14 protein-coding genes are annotated in these 14563 nt (G+C 32.1%); 5 read left to right on the top strand and 9 right to left on the bottom strand.

What is annotated here, in order from left to right; genetic code table 11:
- Positions 1–41: 41 nt before the first annotated feature.
- The 4 genes from OQ292_RS16890 to OQ292_RS16875 form a co-directional block, all read right to left on the bottom strand.
- Positions 42–566: a mechanosensitive ion channel domain-containing protein gene (locus OQ292_RS16890; protein WP_284683317.1), complete on the bottom strand. Its 525-nt coding sequence runs from the start codon at positions 564–566 to the stop codon at positions 42–44.
- A gap of 113 nt (positions 567–679) precedes the next feature.
- A complete protein-coding gene (gene lpxK, locus OQ292_RS16885) occupies positions 680–1714 on the bottom strand; it encodes a tetraacyldisaccharide 4'-kinase (RefSeq protein WP_284683316.1) in 1035 nt (344 codons plus the stop codon).
- Between the two features lie 85 nt (positions 1715–1799).
- Entirely contained in the window at positions 1800–2072 is a 273-nt protein-coding gene (locus tag OQ292_RS16880; RefSeq protein ID WP_284683315.1) for a hypothetical protein, read from the bottom strand.
- A 131-nt stretch (positions 2073–2203) separates the two neighbouring features.
- The gene (locus OQ292_RS16875) at positions 2204–3265 is read right to left on the bottom strand and encodes a LacI family DNA-binding transcriptional regulator (RefSeq protein WP_284683314.1); all 1062 of its coding nucleotides are present in this window, start codon (positions 3263–3265) and stop codon (positions 2204–2206) included.
- A 286-nt stretch (positions 3266–3551) separates the two neighbouring features.
- On the opposite strand from OQ292_RS16875, the gene nagB reads away from it, so the two are divergent.
- Positions 3552–5477, top strand: a complete 1926-nt coding sequence (gene nagB, locus OQ292_RS16870) for a glucosamine-6-phosphate deaminase (RefSeq protein ID WP_284683313.1) — start codon at positions 3552–3554, stop codon at positions 5475–5477.
- A 72-nt stretch (positions 5478–5549) separates the two neighbouring features.
- Here nagB and OQ292_RS16865 read toward each other — a convergent pair whose 3' ends face one another.
- Complete coding sequence (locus tag OQ292_RS16865) at positions 5550–7880, bottom strand: tetratricopeptide repeat protein (RefSeq protein WP_284683312.1); 2331 nt, start codon at positions 7878–7880, stop codon at positions 5550–5552.
- Between the two features lie 214 nt (positions 7881–8094).
- On the opposite strand from OQ292_RS16865, the gene OQ292_RS16860 reads away from it, so the two are divergent.
- From OQ292_RS16860 to OQ292_RS16845, 4 genes are all read left to right on the top strand, one after another.
- On the top strand, positions 8095–9111 hold the full coding sequence (locus tag OQ292_RS16860; RefSeq protein ID WP_284683311.1) for a potassium channel family protein: 1017 nt from the start codon (positions 8095–8097) through the stop codon (positions 9109–9111).
- A gap of 135 nt (positions 9112–9246) precedes the next feature.
- Positions 9247–9480: a hypothetical protein gene (locus tag OQ292_RS16855; protein ID WP_284683310.1), complete on the top strand. Its 234-nt coding sequence runs from the start codon at positions 9247–9249 to the stop codon at positions 9478–9480.
- A gap of 143 nt (positions 9481–9623) precedes the next feature.
- The gene (locus tag OQ292_RS16850) at positions 9624–10598 is read left to right on the top strand and encodes a DUF368 domain-containing protein (protein ID WP_284683309.1); all 975 of its coding nucleotides are present in this window, start codon (positions 9624–9626) and stop codon (positions 10596–10598) included.
- A 13-nt stretch (positions 10599–10611) separates the two neighbouring features.
- A complete protein-coding gene (locus OQ292_RS16845; RefSeq protein WP_284683308.1) occupies positions 10612–11586 on the top strand; it encodes a threonine/serine dehydratase in 975 nt (324 codons plus the stop codon).
- 52 nt (positions 11587–11638) lie between these two features.
- Here the strand turns inward: OQ292_RS16845 and OQ292_RS16840 are convergent, their stop codons facing one another.
- The 4 genes from OQ292_RS16840 to OQ292_RS16825 all read right to left on the bottom strand — a co-directional run bounded on the left by OQ292_RS16840 (position 11639) and on the right by OQ292_RS16825 (position 14549).
- Entirely contained in the window at positions 11639–12172 is a 534-nt protein-coding gene (locus OQ292_RS16840; protein ID WP_284683307.1) for an OmpH/Skp family outer membrane protein, read from the bottom strand.
- Positions 12173–12275: 103 nt separating this feature from the next.
- Positions 12276–12776 (bottom strand): OmpH/Skp family outer membrane protein, encoded by a 501-nt coding sequence (locus OQ292_RS16835; protein ID WP_284683306.1) that lies wholly within the window; start codon positions 12774–12776, stop codon positions 12276–12278.
- A 135-nt stretch (positions 12777–12911) separates the two neighbouring features.
- Positions 12912–13955: an OmpH/Skp family outer membrane protein gene (locus OQ292_RS16830; protein WP_284683305.1), complete on the bottom strand. Its 1044-nt coding sequence runs from the start codon at positions 13953–13955 to the stop codon at positions 12912–12914.
- A gap of 66 nt (positions 13956–14021) precedes the next feature.
- Positions 14022–14549, bottom strand: coding sequence for an OmpH/Skp family outer membrane protein (locus tag OQ292_RS16825; RefSeq protein ID WP_284683304.1), 528 nt, complete (start codon positions 14547–14549; stop codon positions 14022–14024).
- Between the last annotated feature and the right edge of the window lie 14 nt (positions 14550–14563).

Here is a 14563-nt window from a genome sequence, read left to right as displayed (position 1 = left end):
TTAAAATGAGAAGTAAAAATGAGGAAATATGTTGGCTAAATTCAGCTTTGTTTTATACTTACAATTCCCTTTTGAATTGCAACATTATTAGGAAAATAAATCTCATTACCATTTTCATCTTGAATCTTTACAGAAAACAATGTAATGTCTAAAATTACACCTTGAATTACTTGCCCACCATCTATAATTTGAATTTTTTCGCCAATTCTAATTGGGAAATAAAAGTATAGTATTAGTGAGGAAGTAACATTGCTTAAAACAGACCATTGAGCAAAAAGACCAATACCTGCAACTGTAAAAAATGAAGCAAAATAAATAGAAAGATGTTTTATAGATACATCCCAAGTTGCACCTACAAGTACCAAACAAAGTAATAAAAGTATGTTATTAATTAATTTACGAATATATAATGCTCTTGATACATCAAATTCCTTTTTGTGTGCTCTTAAAAAAATAATCTTACTAAAAATAGTTTTACCTAATATATAGAATATTATAAGCAGTACACTTACTGATATTTGAAACCCATACTTTACATAGAGTGCAACAAAAAACTCAAAATCCATATTCAGATCAAGTAAAAATTATAGTAGAAAATGATGAAAACAGCTTGCCCTTTCTTAAAAAAAATAAATTACTTAGTCGATTTAGTTAAGAAGAATTAAGGTGTTGATGATAATTAATTATTGAGAATATAATCAGAAATTAACTTTTCAAAGTTAGCTTCATCTTTCAACAATTTTACAGAAATTGGCAAATAATAAAATGGAATTTGATTACCTGAGGGCAAAATTTCCCTTATTTTAACCATATCTTTCTCTGTACATAAAACCACTACATTTGAGTTAGAAAGTTGGTTATAATTATTAAGAATTTCCTCTAAGGTATTTTGGGTGTAATTGACATGATCCTTATAACTTAGATGCCTTAAAATTTTAAAGTGCTGATCTAAATATGTAGTAAGGTATTTTGTATTTGCTATGCCAGTAACTAATAAAACTTCTTTTATAATTTCCTTTTTTACACCACTAAATTTCTTGGGAGCTAAATACTCAAACAAACTGAAGAACACAGGGGCTTTTGTGAATTTTCGTACATTTTCTTCTATTACTTTTAATTCAGTTTCACTAATTGTTTCAGGTAGTTTAGTAACTATAACTGCATCTGCCCTATTTGCCCCAGTTCGAGACTCTCTTAGCCTACCTGCTGGCAATAAATAATCTTTATAAAATGGTCTGTTAAAATCTGAAAGGAGAATATTAAAACCCGGCTTCACTTTTCTGTGTTGATAAGCATCATCTAAAATTATACATTCTACCTCGGGCTGCTCTATTAAAACTGCGGGTATTCCTAGGATTCGTTCTTCACAAACTGCAACTATTACATCTCCACTAAAAGCATGGTAGAGTAGTAAAGGTTCATCACCTAATGTTTTGGAATTTGTGTCGTTTTGCGCGAGAAAAAATCCTTTGCTTTTACGCCCATAACCTCGGCTCAAAATGGCCGGATTCTTCTTTAATTTATCTTTTATATAACTGGTTATGTAAGTTACATGCGGAGTTTTGCCTGTTCCTCCCACAGTTAAATTACCAACACTTATTACTGGAATATCAAATGAAATAGATTTTTTTGATTCTATATTATAAAGATGATTTCGAAATTTAGTAATAGCATTATAAAGCGCTGCGAATGGTAAAAGAATATATTTAATCAAACCAGATAGTATTAAAATAAAAATGCTTACAAAAGAAGTCAAAAAATTCTTTTGTAAGCATTTTATGGTTGATTTATTATTTGCCTTAAGCTTTTAACTCAACTCGTTTTTTCATGAATTCGAGAATTTTTTCCATATCCTCAATATTGAATTCTACTGTCGCTATCACATTCCTTTTCTTTTGCTTGCCTTTTAAAGACTGTTTTGCTCTAAATTGAAAATAGTAATTATCAGGGTCTCTACCTTCATAAATCCTGATGCAGTTCATATTGTCAAAATTGATTTCTTCAAAATGAACGAGCTCCTTTTTATCAAGTGCAGTGATGTAGAGGTTACCTTCTATTTCTCTAAAATCCATGTATCAATCAATTAAATAAGATGAGTTGTTAAAGAAGTTTATGCCAATAATATAGGCGCACTGAGTTTTAAATTCTCGCTTATTATTTAAAAGTTTTGATACTGAAAATATTATTTACAAACAGTAAAAAATTAGTCAAAAAAGGTATAATACTCAAAGTTTTCTTTTGTAATCACATCCAAAGGTAAATGCACATTGGTTTCTATCTCTTTTTTAAGAATAAAATGATTCACAAAACTCTCTACTCCGGAATAACCTTGTTTGTATGCATTTTGATTAATTATAAAATCGATCACTCCATTAGAAAGATATTTGATATTTTCTTTTATCGCATCGTATCCCACCAACAGTACATGTTCCATTCCCACAACTTCGAGATAAGCAGCAATTTCATAAGCCTTTGAAGTACTTACAAATATTGCTGAGATATCATTATAAGCATTAAACAAAGCATCAAACTGCTCTACCATAGACTGTGGAAGCGGAGTGCTAACATTTACAGTCATAATACTTTGCTTTTCTTCATCATTTTCAAAGTAATCTCTAAAGCCTTGCTCCTTTTTCATAAGGTGAGCCGATGTATGTAAATTCTCAGCAAGGTGGATAATTAATACTGTTCCTGGATTAGCCTTTAAGGGATAAGTAAGTAAATGGGCTGCCAGTCTTCCGCTTTTGTAAGAGTCTTGACCTATATAACTTAAATGTTTGTATTCACTAATATTTGTATTAAATAATATCTGCTCAATGTTTCTTTGGTTACACTTCTCAGCAAAATCCAAATATTGCTTATAAAATAACGGTGCTACCAATATTCCATCAAAAGCTTGCTCTAATAATCGGTTAGATTCAACAACAAAAGAATCGGGATCGAATTGGTTAAAAATGAACTTTTCTATAATGATACCATGAGATGTATAATCGCTTTCAGCTTGATTAATCCCATTATATGGTTCTAACCAATATGGATCTCTTTTGGGATCGGGCATTAACACTGCTATTCTATACTTTTTATTGGCCCCTAGTGCTCTAGCAATGAAATTTGGTTGGTAGTTAAGGTCTTTTAATACTGCAAGAACTTTCTTTTCAGCTTCTGCGGAAACTCGTCCTCTGTTATGTATTACTCTATCTACTGTACCTGTTGAAACCCCGGCTTTAGCTGCTATATCTTTTATCCTTACCGATACTTTTTCCACTCTTTTATGTGATTTTTAATTCTAAAAATATAACATTTTTTTATTAAATTAAAATATTGAAAAAGTTATATCTCCACAATTCTTGTTTTTTGCGCTTGCTTTTAAAAAACAGATAAAAAAGCAATCAAAAATGTGTACGATAACAATGTATTTAGATTTATTATGTGTGCGCACACGCAAAATCTTCCGTTTTGATTTGCTTTTATCGAAAATGCATTTATATTTGTATAAAACCAATTTGCCTTACATAAAAAAAGTACAATTTTATTTCATAATTCCTATTCTCATGACAAATCATATTAACTTCTCTGAGAGGTCTTTAGAGAAAATACCTGTAAGTGTATTTGAAACCGTAAATGAAGGGGCAGTTTATGTTGCCAAAGAAATTGCAAATCTGATTCGCGAAAAACAAAAAAAAGGCGAATGGGCTGTTCTTGGTTTAGCAACTGGCTCATCTCCTATTGGCGTTTACAAAGAGTTAGTACGTATTCATAAAGAAGAGGCACTAAGCTTCGAAAATGTAGTAACATTTAACCTTGATGAATACTATCCAATGCAGCCTGATGCGCTTCAAAGTTATGTTTACTTCATGAATGAGCACCTTTTCAATCATGTAAACATCAACCCAGAAAACATCAATATTCCTAATGGAACATTGGAGATCAATAAGATTAAAGAATTTTGTGCTGAATACGAGGCTAAAATCGATAAATTCGGTGGTTTAGACTTGCAAGTTTTAGGTATAGGTAGAACTGGGCATATTGGTTTTAATGAGCCAGGTTCTAAACTTGACTCTCCTACAAGATTGGTTAAACTAGACCACTTAACAATTCTAGATGCTACTAAAGATTTTATAAAAGAAGAGTATGTACCTTCAAGAGCCATTACTATGGGTGTTGGTACAATTATGAAGGCAAAGAAAATCTACTTATTAGCATGGGGAGAAGCTAAAGCTAAAATCGTTCAAGAAGCTGTAGAAGGAGAAATATCTGATGATGTACCTGCATCTTTCTTGCAGTACCACAGTGATGTTAATGTAATAATTGACAAGTGGGCTTCACTAGAACTAAGCAAAGTAAAAACACCTTGGTTAGTTGCAATGTGTAACTGGAACGACGATTTGATAAGAAGGGCAGTTATCTGGTTAAGTGAAAAAACTGGAAAACCAATTCTTAAATTAACTGATGACGATTACAAAGACTGGGAATTAAGAGATTTATTAGTAGAAGCTGGCCCAGCATATAATATAAACATCAAAGTATTTACTCACCTACAACATACTATAACCGGATGGCCAGGTGGTAAACCAAACTCTGATGACACTAACAGACCAGAGAGAGCTATTCCAGCTAAAAAGAGATCACTTATATTTAGCCCACACCCTGATGATGACGTAATTTCAATGGGTGGTACTTTAATCCGTTTAGTTGATCACGGCCATGATGTACATGTAGCATATCAAACTTCTGGAAACATTGCAGTATTTGATGATGATGCACACAGATTTGCAGACTTCATGCTTGATATCACTAAATCTTTAGATATAGATAAAGATAAAGCTGCTGGTATCTACGAAAAAGCACTTGCTTTCTTAAAGGACAAGAAACTTGGTGAAGAGGATATTCCAGAAGTAAGAACAATAAAAGGTTTAATTAGAAAAGGAGAAGCATTAGCAGGCTGCAGATTCTGTGGTGTTAATGAAAAGAATGCTCACTTCTTAAATTTACCTTTCTATGAAACTGGTCAAGTAAGAAAGAAGCCTTTAGGTGATGACGATATCCAAATTATTGTAGACTTACTTACTGAAGTAAAACCTCATCAAATATTTGCTGCTGGTGACTTGCGTGATCCACATGGTACGCATAAAGTTTGTTTAGATGCAATTTTCGCTGCAATAGATATTCTTAAAAATGAGGAATGGATGAAAGATTGTTATGTGTGGTTGTATAGAGGTGCATGGCATGAGTGGGGTGTAGATGAAATAGAAATGGCTGTGCCAATTAGCCCTGAAGAATTATTAAGAAAAAGAAAAGCAATCTTTAAGCACCAGTCTCAAAAAGACACTCCAGTTTTTCCTGGAAACGATGCTAGAGAGTTCTGGCAAAGAGCTGAAGATAGAAATAGAGCAACTGCTAAAATTTACGATCAACTTGGTTTAACTGAGTATGAAGCAATTGAAGCATTTGTAAGATATAGGTTTGACGAAGTATAACTAACATTAAAGGGGGTTTTTCCCCTTGATTTTATTCCTAAACATCGAATGAGAGTTAGCACTTGCTAATTCTCATTTTTTTTCGTGCCTTTTACTTTTTTTTTCAAAGGTTATATCTTCAACTATGAGACCTTTATTTTTAGGTAGGATAATCTCGAAAGTTGTATATTCACTTTCTTGACTATTAACTTTTACTTCTCCATCAAGCTTTTTAATAGCTTTACTAACAATATACAGCCCAAGCCCGAAACCTTCTGTTAAATGGCTGGCCACTATAAACATTCTAAATACTCTTTTTAGCTGCTTTTGAGGAATACCTATTCCATTATCGTGGAATATAATTTTCACTTTATCATTATCACTAGCAATATTAATATTAATCTCAGGTCTTCGCAGCTCAGGAATCGACTTAAAGTTGATGGAGTTTTCAAGTAAGTTTTGAAGAAAAATCTCAACAAGTTTATTATTCCCATAATAGTTAAGATTATCTTCTACATTAATTTTTAGATCAATTACACTTGTATCATATTTTAGACCTAAATAAACCCAAACTCCAGTAATTATTTTGTGGAAATTGACCAACTCATCTCTTTTCTTTTCGAGGTTAATTTCACTGGCCATTACTAGCTTGCTCAACATTACATCCATCTTATGAAATGTAAGATCGAGTTTATCGTGTAATTCAAACACTTTTATCTCTTCTTTCTCAAGCTTAAGTACTTCCAATAAACCTTTAAAATGAACAAGAGGTCTTCTTAAAGCATGAGAAGATTGATAGAAAAAAGTATCTAATTCCTCACTTGTTTGATGTAACTCAGATGTTTTTTTCTGTAAAACCTGATTTAATCGAATGTTTAGATCTTTTAAATTAATGTTGGCTAATTTTAATTGATCTTTAGATGCCTGTAAATCATCATTGATTTTAACAATTTGCTTCTGCTTTACCTCTACTTCATTATTTCTTTCTTTTAGAAGTTTATTATTTTTTTGACGCTGCTTATTTAAACGATAAAAATGAACTACCGTAAACAAGAAGAATATAATTCCAACAATTAAAAATCTATTTTGAAATTCTTTCTTCCCTATCAATTCGCGCTGTTTCTCTTGCTCATTTTTTAGTTGAATATTTTCTTGCTCTTGCTTCTCGGTACGATATCTCGTTTCAATATTATTTATTTCTTGTAGCTTCTCATTATTTAATACTTCTTCTCTTAGCTCTGTATATTTTTTATGATAAACTAATGCATTTTTAAAGTTAGCAAGTGCTTCGTGGTAGAAGTACATATTCTCATACAACAAAAGCAAATCAAGCTTTCTGTTGATTTTATCTTCGTTGAGTATTGCTTGATCTAGATAAATTTTAGCATTTCCATAATCGCCTTGCTTTAAATAGGCCCCTCCCATTAATGCATATAATTCTGCTAAATGCGTACTACGATTATCCAGTTCAAGATACAAGGCCAAAGAAGCTCTATAATTAGCTAAAGCAGAAGTATAGTTTTCTAGCTTCATATAGAGAATACCTAAGTTTTTAAAGCAATCTGCTTTTGCAGGTTTATCATTTAGCCCATTAAATACTTTAAGAGCCGAATTGTAATAAGTAATTGCTTTTTCATTTAAAGAAAGCTTAGTAAACACCTCACCTAAATTGTTTAGTGCAAGTGCCTCCATTCTTTGATTTCCAATATTTCTAAAGTTATTTAAGGCTAGAGAGAAGTGATTTTCTGCTTCAGTAAAAACCTCTTGCTCCATGTACAATTTCCCTAGATTGCCATGTATTAAAGCTACTTGACTAAAGTTTTTTTCGTCTTCGCTTAGTCTAAGTGCCCTGTATAAATAAGTTGCAGCTTCTTTGTATTTGTCTTGCTTTAAATATACTACTCCTGTATTGATGAGTAACTTTACAGAAAAACTTTTGTCGTTTATCGCTTCTGCATTCTGAAGGGCTTTTTGATAAAACTTTACGGCATCATCATAATCTGCCATGTCTTTGTAAATAAGACCAATTTCATTACATACTTTAGCAATGTAGTATTTGTCATCTATAAGCGTAAAGTTTTGAAGAGCTTTTAAGTAATATTTATATGCTTCTTTATATTCATTGAGTAGAGAGTAACTATAACCAGTTATATATTGACTATATGCAATTCCTTTAGTATACTCGAGTTCTTTTGAAATCAACTCAGCTTTTCGGGCATAGCTAATCGATAAAACCTGATCGCTGCCAATAAGTATTTTACAAGCATCATGCAGAGCATGAACGTAAGAAATATCTTTTTTACTACTTGAAAGTACTTTTTGTAAACTATCTGGTAGTTGTTGATTTGTATAAGAGTAACAATTTAGCGTTAGTGTTAAAGCTGAGGTTAAAATAATTAACCTAAACGTTAAAGCCTTAATCATAATTAGATTGAATACATTTTAAAAAACATTATGCATATTTTTTTAGCATGTAAGTTATTTAAATTTTTGGGACTCAATTCGTTAAATATAACTTATAATAAAGCTATTTATTTAATAAATTTCACCCAATTTTATACAAAAATAGATAAGATTTGTCATGATATTAAATATTATTCGCAATCTGACAAAAAGATTTAAAGATCAACAGCCTTTAATGTGGTTAATTCAGCTTAGTTTACTATTTCTTTTCATCTTTCTTGCATTTAGCATTTCATTTTATTTCGCAGAAGAAGTCTCTTGGGGAGAAGCATTTTGGCAAAGCTGGCAAACCCTAACAACTGTTGGTTATGGCAACAGACCAGCCGAAACAGTATTAGGCAGATGGGCAACAGTTATACTTTGTACGGCCGGAATTGCTGTGTTAGGCTCAGTCTTTACAGCCGCTTTTGATTACAGACAACATTTATTAGACAAGAAAAAATTAGGTCTTATGCACAATCCTTTTAAAAACGGTTACATTATTTTCAATTTTCCAGGAGACTATCAGGTAATTAATTTTATTTCTGAACTTAGAAGTGTTGAAGAAGATGCAGGTGTTTGCATCGTAGATAGCTCTATTAATCAACTACCAGAAAATATTAGCATTTTGCCAAACGTACACTTTATAAGAGGAAATACTTTGAGCCGAGAAACCTACGAGATGGCAGCTTTAAAAGATAATAAAGCTGTAATTGTTTTCCCGATCAAACCTTCTGTACCAGACTCAGATGGTGCTACCAAAACAATTGTAGACTTAATAGATAAGTTCGTAGAAGACCAAACGAGAATCTTACACATATTGGTTGACCCTAAAAATGCGTGGATGTTTGACGATAGCAAATCGACCCAAGTAATGGAAAGTTTCGAGCTTTTTGCAATTGTTCAAGAATGTCAAGATAAATACTCTTCAGAAATTTTTGAAAAGCTACTTCTTAATAGCAAAGGAGCTAATCCTAAAACTGTAAGACCCAAACTTAGTGTAGGCTGGACTTGGGAAGAGCTACAAAGTAAAATGATTAAAACCAGCAAACTCACAAATACTAAATGTAATCTTTTTGCACATATTAGAAACAATGACCCAGAAACCTGTCCAGATATGGATTTAATAATTGAAGAAACTGATTATATATCCATTATTGCTTATAACAATTTTAATTGGGCAGATTTTGAAAAAAACATGGCTGAGAGCTAAGTAGTTATAGCAATCTCTAATTCGTATTAAATTTTGCCTTTCTTGAAATACAGCAGTAATTTTATGGCGAATAAAAAGCATAAATTAAGAACTATACGATACTGCATTTAGTTACTAAAATAAAAGAGATTTAATATGGCAACAGTACTTTTAGGCATAGGGTTTATCGCGTTATTTTTCGTATTAATGAGTGTAAGGCTTATTTTCTTGAAAAATGGAGAATTTAAAGGTACCTGTGCGTCGCAAAGTCCATTTTTGCAAAACGATGGTGTAACGTGTTCTTTGTGTGGTAGAAAACCATCTGAATGTGAGAATAATAACGACAATACAGAATTAGCAGAATTACCTGAAATAGAAAAAGTTTCTTAAATAAGATACTTTGAATTAATTATCGAGAGCATTTGTATTTAACGCAAATGCTCTTTTTTATGTAAATAAGTGTAAATATATCCTTGCAAATTAAGCCTTTCCTCTATTTTTACCCACTTTAATAAATTAGACTTCATTTTTTCATGAAAAATAGGATTTTACTTTTTTTTAAAGGAGTTGCCATGGGCGCTGCTGATGTAGTACCCGGAGTATCAGGTGGAACAATTGCATTTATCTCAGGTATTTATGAAGAGTTACTTAACTCTATCAAGTCAGTTGATTTAGAAGCTTTAAAATTACTTTTAAAAGGAAGATTTGCTGATTTCTGGGCAAAAATCAACGGCACTTTTTTAGCAGTGCTTTTTGGAGGTATAGCTCTTTCGATTGTTTCACTCTCTCGAATAGTTCTCTATCTATTAGAGCATCAACCAATATTATTGTGGTCTTTCTTCTTTGGATTAATTATAGCCTCTATTTTTCTTATTGCTAAAGAAATAAAAGCATGGAGTGTGCTACCAATTGTTTCTCTTATTATAGGTGCTGTTGTTGCCTATTATATTACCAGTATTAGTACAATTGCAGATGAAAATACGAGCCTTTTTTATGTGTTTATATGTGGAGCTGTAGCAATATGTGCGATGATTCTCCCCGGTATCTCTGGTAGTTTTATATTAATATTGATGGGCGCCTACCAATTAATTTTTGGGAGTATCCAAAAAACGATAGATGGTTTAGTTGCCAGTGATATTGGAGAAGCATTTAATCATTTTAAGCTCATTCTTGTTTTTATTGTGGGATGTTTGTTTGGTCTACTCTCATTTTCAAGAGTTTTGAGCTGGTTATTTAAGCACCATCATGATATTACTGTCGCTTTACTAATTGGTTTTCTTTTTGGCTCTCTCAATAAAATTTGGCCTTGGAAAGAAACTATTACTACTTATACTGATAGACATGGAGTAGTAAAACCATTACTTCAAGAAAATGTACTTCCATTTACATATTCAGAAATTACAGGTGAACCTTCTCAATTAATGTGGGCTGCTATTCTTGCAATTCTAGGTTTCTTTTGTGTTTATAGCTTAGAATTATTTTCTTCAAGAAAAACTGTTAAAAGCTAAATATTAATTTGTGATGAACCTGATGTCTGTTAGTGAAGAAGTATCGATTGCTGAGAAAAGAATTAAGAAATATGTTTTTGAAACACCTCTTGAATATTCAGCATTTCTAAGTAAACTCACTGGAGCTGAAGTATATCTAAAGCTTGAAAACCTTCAGCTTTCAGGTTCATTTAAAATAAGAGGAGCTTTTAACAAACTCTTAGCACTACAAGAAAAAGGAATCGAATCTGAGCTAATAACCTCATCTACAGGCAACCATGGACTTGCTTTTGCTCAAGCTGCTCAAACACTTAAGCAACATGGAACAATTGTATTACCAGAAAATACCTCTAAAACCAAGCTTGAAGCATTAAGCTTCTACAATATAAACTTAGAACAGTTTGGTAATGATTGTGTAGAGTCTGAATTACATGCATTAGAGAAAGCTCAAAAGGTAAATGGCACCTATATTTCTCCTTATAATGATTTAGACATTATAGCAGGTCAAGGTACAATTGGGGTAGAAGTTGAGAAACAAAGTAGCTCTCTTAACTTTAAGCCTGATGCTGTTTTTATTCCCGTTGGAGGAGGAGGGCTAATTTCTGGTATTGGCTCCTACCTTCAAGCTCATCTTCCTGAGACTAAAATAATTGGATGTCAGCCATTAAACTCTCCTGTTATGCATGAATCTTTAAAAGCGGGGAAAATAATAGAAATGGAGAGTTTAGATACCATTTCAGATGGAACTGCTGGTGGAATTGAACCCGATGCTATCACATTCGAACTCTGTAAAGAGATAATTGATGCTTTTTATTTAGTAAATGAAAAAGAAATTAAATCTGCACTTAAACTCATAATCGAGAAACATCAATACATTGTAGAAGGAGCTGCTGGGCTTTCACTCGCCTCTTTAATACAAAATGCTGCTAGTTACAAAGGACAAAAAGTAGTTTTAATACTTTGTGGAAGAAGGTTATCTATTTCGCAACTAAAAACATTACTACAATAAAAAAGCCTCTAAAATTTAGAGGCTTATATCTTTAAATTACTTAAAGTAATTCTTACTCGTTACTATTAGTTGCAGTAGCATTTACATCACCACCTAATTTCTTAATTACATCAACAGTTATATCATATTTATTATCAGAATAAAGGAAAACTTGATCCTGAACGATAAAAGTATATGACTGCTCTTTAGCTACATCATCAATTCCCTGCTGAATTTTAACCAAGATAGGATTTAACAGCTCTTGCTCTTTTCTAGATAGCTTTTGTTGTGCTTGTTGAGCAAATTGTTGTAGATTCTGATCTAGCTGCTGTAATTCTTTTTGCCTTTCCTGAACAATATCAGGAAGCATATCTTTATAGTTAGCTTCTAAATCTTCTGCTTTTGCTTGAAGTGTGGTTCTCTTAGAGTTGATTTCATTCTCTAATTGCTTTGCATAACTCTCATACTGCTTCATTTGAGTTTTGTATTCTGGCAAAGACAACATTACGCTATCCACACTAACATAGCCGATTTTTACACTTTCTTGTGCTTGTAAGCTACCAAATGCTAAAAAAGCAGCTATGCATATAAATACAAATTTCTTCATTTTATTAAATTTTTTCTGCGAAAATAAACAATTTAATCACTACTTGCCTAATATTAGTATCATTAAACTTGCGGTAAAGCTATTTCTAACCGACAAATACTAATTAATTACCAGTTAATTTGGCTATAACTTTTCCAGTTATATCGTAGTCGGTTTTAGAATAAAGGAAAGTTTGGTCAGGCAATACGAAAGTTATACTTTCTGCTTTTGCAATAGCCTCAATAGCTGTTTGCACTTCTTCTAACAAAGGCTCTAACAACTCTTGTTGTTTACGTTGCATGTTCAATTGAGAGGTTTGAGCAAAAGTTTTAATTTCTTGATCGAGCGCTGTCAATTCTTGTTCTTTCTCCTGACGAATGTTTGGCAACCAATCTCCTCCATTTTGCTGATACTCTGCAAATTTTTGTTGTAATGATGTTTGCTTTGTTTGAAGTTGTGTCTGAAGCTGTTTTACATAAGATTCATAAGATTTCATTTGCACCTTATATGCAGGCATTGAACGCAATACGCTATCTGAATTTACGTATGCAAATTTTTGATCCTGTGCTAAGGATGAAAAAGAAATAACTACTAATGAAAATAATATCAAAAGTTTAGTTTTCATCTTCTAAAATTAATTTATGGTTTAAAAACTATCTACAAACATACTGAAAGTAAAAGGAAACAAGAAAAATAAGCAGGTACGCATTACAATTTATAAGCATTTGTTTGAAAATTAGCGTGTTATTTCTCTTTGGATTTACCTTACAATATCTTCTTGTTCACCCAATCCCATTTCTTCCAATACATAATCTGAATAATCATAGACTGGATTTACATAGAACATTGAGTGGTCGTCCGTTTTATCAAAAACAAAATGGACATTTTTTTCTTGAGCAACCTTTTCAGTTGACTCATATATTTTTTCTTGCAAAGGCTTTAAAAGCTCCAATCTCTTAGTAAATACCTCTCCTTCTGGCCCGTATTTATCTACCTGAAACTTTCTAACTTCCTCTTTCTTTTTATTTATCTCTTTTACTCTAATATCTTTCATTTCAGAAGTGAGATATACCTCATCTTTCTTAAATACATCATTTAGTGAGTCTAATTGCAGATTTAATGAATCGAAATTGTGTTTCCACATTCCTTCGTAGTTTTCTAATTCATTCAGAACATCTTGATATTCTGGCATCTTCTTTAAGACATAATCGCTATTGATGTATCCAGCATATTCTGCAGGCTCTGGCTTCACCTCTTCTTTTTGCCCATACTGTTGCTCTTCTTCCCCTTCTTCCTCTTTGGGCTCCAATTCTGCAGTTATAAGCTTGGTATAATTATGTATTGGATCTGAATATATTATCACAATACTTGAAGCTTTATCAAACAGAAATTCAAGTCTGTTTTTTCTACAAACACTCGATACACCCTCAAAAATTTTTTCTTGTATTGGTTCAATTAAAGCTTGACGTTTGAGATATAAAGCTCCTTCGTATCCAAATTTAGATTGTCTATATTCTTCTATCTCCAATTCTAAATCATAAATATTTTGTAGTTGTTTCTGTCTATCGCTAGGTTTTAACAGAATCTCTTTACTAGCATAAGTTTCTTGTAGATCTTCAAGTGTCTTATATTTCTGATCTAGTTCATTCTTCCAAGTTTCTGCAAATTTATCCAGTTCTTTCTGTGCATCTTTATACTCTAATAGTGATTGTATTACTACTCTTGAATCAAAATAGCCATACTTTTGCGCATGTACACCATACACACATAAGATCAGAATAATGCTAATTGAAAAAAATCTCATAAATTGGGTAATTTGCTAGGGAAACGCGAAAGTAATATATGTGGTTCAGAAACTAACAGAACGCATTTAGTCCTTGGGTATACTAACACCTAATTGCTCTAGTACAAAATCTGTATAATCTTTTGATGGTCTAACATATGGAAGTGATAAATCTGAGGCAACATCAAACAAGAAATCCACTTTTTTAATTTTTGCTACTCGCTCTGTCGCTTGAAAAACCTTCTCAACAATTGGGTCGATAACCTGTTCTTTTTTTATTGTGAGCATTCCTTTATAACCAAACCTGTTATTTTGAAACTCTCTAAGCTCCTGATCTATCGTTCTAATCTCCTCTAATCTTTCATTTTTAAGCTCTTGAGTAAGCAAAGGTGCATCAATTTCAAACTGCTGCATCAACTTACTTCGCTCCATTTTCTTTTCTTTAATCTCTCTATTCCAGTTATTTATGAGATTGTCAATTTCTGCTACAGCAGCTTGATACTCAGGTAAGTTTTTATAAATTTCATCAGTATTGACATAACCAAAACGCTGACAATAACTTTGTGTAGTTATTGCCAGCATTCCTAAAATCATCAAATATCTTGATATCGGCATCTGTTAAAAGCTAA

The organism is Chondrinema litorale (assembly GCF_026250525.1).
Taxonomy (GTDB): Bacteria; Bacteroidota; Bacteroidia; order Cytophagales; family Flammeovirgaceae; genus Chondrinema; species Chondrinema litorale.
The sequence above is the reverse complement of the archived record's forward strand: the minus strand, read 5'-3'. Positions and strand labels throughout refer to the sequence as shown.

Excerpts from the sequence above, each read along its gene's own strand:
- OQ292_RS16890 (WP_284683317.1), bottom strand. The coding sequence starts at position 566 with ATGGATTTTGAGTTTTTTGTTGCACTCTATGTAAAGTATGGGTTTCAA.
- OQ292_RS16880 (WP_284683315.1), bottom strand. The coding sequence starts at position 2,072 with ATGGATTTTAGAGAAATAGAAGGTAACCTCTACATCACTGCACTTGAT.
- nagB (WP_284683313.1), top strand. The coding sequence starts at position 3,552 with ATGACAAATCATATTAACTTCTCTGAGAGGTCTTTAGAGAAAATACCT.
- OQ292_RS16865 (WP_284683312.1), bottom strand. The coding sequence starts at position 7,880 with ATGATTAAGGCTTTAACGTTTAGGTTAATTATTTTAACCTCAGCTTTA.
- OQ292_RS16860 (WP_284683311.1), top strand. The coding sequence starts at position 8,095 with ATGTGGTTAATTCAGCTTAGTTTACTATTTCTTTTCATCTTTCTTGCA.
- OQ292_RS16855 (WP_284683310.1), top strand. The coding sequence starts at position 9,247 with ATGGCAACAGTACTTTTAGGCATAGGGTTTATCGCGTTATTTTTCGTA.
- OQ292_RS16850 (WP_284683309.1), top strand. The coding sequence starts at position 9,624 with ATGAAAAATAGGATTTTACTTTTTTTTAAAGGAGTTGCCATGGGCGCT.
- OQ292_RS16845 (WP_284683308.1), top strand. The coding sequence starts at position 10,612 with ATGAACCTGATGTCTGTTAGTGAAGAAGTATCGATTGCTGAGAAAAGA.
- OQ292_RS16840 (WP_284683307.1), bottom strand. The coding sequence starts at position 12,172 with ATGAAGAAATTTGTATTTATATGCATAGCTGCTTTTTTAGCATTTGGT.
- OQ292_RS16835 (WP_284683306.1), bottom strand. The coding sequence starts at position 12,776 with ATGAAAACTAAACTTTTGATATTATTTTCATTAGTAGTTATTTCTTTT.
- OQ292_RS16830 (WP_284683305.1), bottom strand. The coding sequence starts at position 13,955 with ATGAGATTTTTTTCAATTAGCATTATTCTGATCTTATGTGTGTATGGT.
- OQ292_RS16825 (WP_284683304.1), bottom strand. The coding sequence starts at position 14,549 with ATGCCGATATCAAGATATTTGATGATTTTAGGAATGCTGGCAATAACT.